Raw genomic sequence first — 1,662 nt, 5'->3', positions numbered from 1 at the left:
CGTGTGATGTCGACGGATACCCGAAAGGCGCCTCGTGGTCCCCTCTGGCCACGGGGCGCCTTTCCCCTGCTCAGGTATGGGCTAGCCCGTGAAAGTGTCAGAGAGGGCGCCCTGGGGGTCCGAAATAGCGCCAGAGCGCGTTAGGGTCCTGGTTATCCGACCACCGGACGAGCGGATCGCTCTGGCAAGTCAACGAGGAGCCTCACGGCCAAGTTGACGAGGACCAGTCCGACCGAAGTTCGGCAGTGCGAGGCCAACGGGCAGTCAGCCCGTCCGTCGAGCCGCGAGGATGCCGCGACGAGCTACGTCGAAGGCCAGCCGGTCATGCCGGTCCGCCTCCGTTGCTGCGGTTCCCCTTTCATCACTGCTGCGCCCACTGTGGGCGAGATTTCGGAGAACCATCATGAACCTCAAGGAACAGCGACAGGCACTGGTCGCCAAGGGCCTGGCCCTCATCAAGGGGGCAGCGGGCGACCTGTCCGACTCCCAGGTCAGCGAGCTGGAGGAGATCAACCGACAGGTCGAATCGCTGACGGAGAAGATCGACGCCGGTCAGTCCACCGAGAAGCAGAAGTCCGCCAAGGCGCTCATCGACCGCATCGAGAACCTCGGCATGGACAACTCCGCCACGTCGAGCAAGGGCGCGGGCCGAATCTGGGCCAAGTCCGTCGCCGACAAGCTCGGCGAGAGTGCCGGTGCCAATGGGGTCAAGGCCCTGCTGACCGGTGAGGTCACGACCCCCTCGGCAGTGGCTGTCGTCACGTTGCCCGACAACCCGGTGTCGGTCCTCGACCTCGTAGGCCGCCGGGAGCTGAACGAGCACACGTACTCGTACCTGCGCCAGGTGCTGAAGACGAACAACGCCGGTCCGGTCGCTGACGGCGCGACCAAGCCCACCAGCGTCTACTCCTTCGAGGAGGTGGAGGACCGGGCACGAGTCATCGCCCACCTGTCCGAGCCCTTCCCGATCCGGTACGCCGAGGACCACGCCTCCATGATGAACGTCCTGGAGACGCAGATGGCCAACGGCATCGTCCAGGCCATCGAGAACCTCATCGTCAACGGCACCGGCCAGGGCGAGGAGTGGGAGGGCATCCTCACCGTCGACGGGACCACCCAGGTCGCCTTCGCCCAGGACACGCTCACCACGCTGCGCAAGGCGCGGACGACCCTGGAGTCCAAGGGCGAGCGGGTCACGGCCGTGGCCATGAACCCCAACGACCTCGAGGAGCTCGACATGCTCCGCGAGGACGGGACCGCTGGTGGCTTCCTCATGGACAGCGGTGCCTACGACCGCATCCTGGGCCGTGGGGTCTCCCCCGTCAGCTCCCTGGTCGTCCCGCAGGGCACTGCGATCCTCGGTGACTGGGGCACGACCGGTCTGCTCATCCGGCAGGGCGCGCACACCCTGGCTGCGACCCAGGCCGGCGACCTGTTCGACACCAACCGCATGAAGCTGCGGACGGAGGGCCGGTTCGGCTTCGAGATGCTTCGTCCGCAGGCTCTGGCCGTGGTCGACCTCCTCGCTGACTGACCCCACACCTGGCGTCAACGTCACGCTGCGGTCTTTCTGCTTGGCCCCAGTGATCGATGGTCGACGAGCCGCCCGCGAGGGCGGCAGAGACTCGTCCAGCGCCAACAACGACGCACCCCCGGCTTTCC

General features: G+C 66.8%; 1 protein-coding gene. It reads left to right on the top strand.

From position 1 onward, the window contains the following. Nucleotides 1-403 precede the first annotated feature (403 nt). On the top strand, nt 404-1,534 hold the full coding sequence (locus tag ACI3EY_RS17045) for a phage major capsid protein (RefSeq protein ID WP_405041252.1): 1,131 nt from the start codon (nt 404-406) through the stop codon (nt 1,532-1,534). Nucleotides 1,535-1,662: the final 128 nt, after the last annotated feature.

The organism is Serinicoccus shuyuelongi (genome assembly GCF_045032955.1).
In the GTDB taxonomy this organism is placed as follows: domain Bacteria; phylum Actinomycetota; class Actinomycetes; order Actinomycetales; family Dermatophilaceae; genus Ornithinicoccus.
Note: the sequence above shows the minus strand (reverse complement) of the source record. Positions and strands in the feature narration are given on the sequence as shown.

Bases quoted from the DNA above. Each gene is read 5' to 3' on its own strand.
- ACI3EY_RS17045 (WP_405041252.1), top strand. From the start codon at position 404: ATGAACCTCAAGGAACAGCGACAGGCACTGGTCGCCAAGGGCCTGGCC.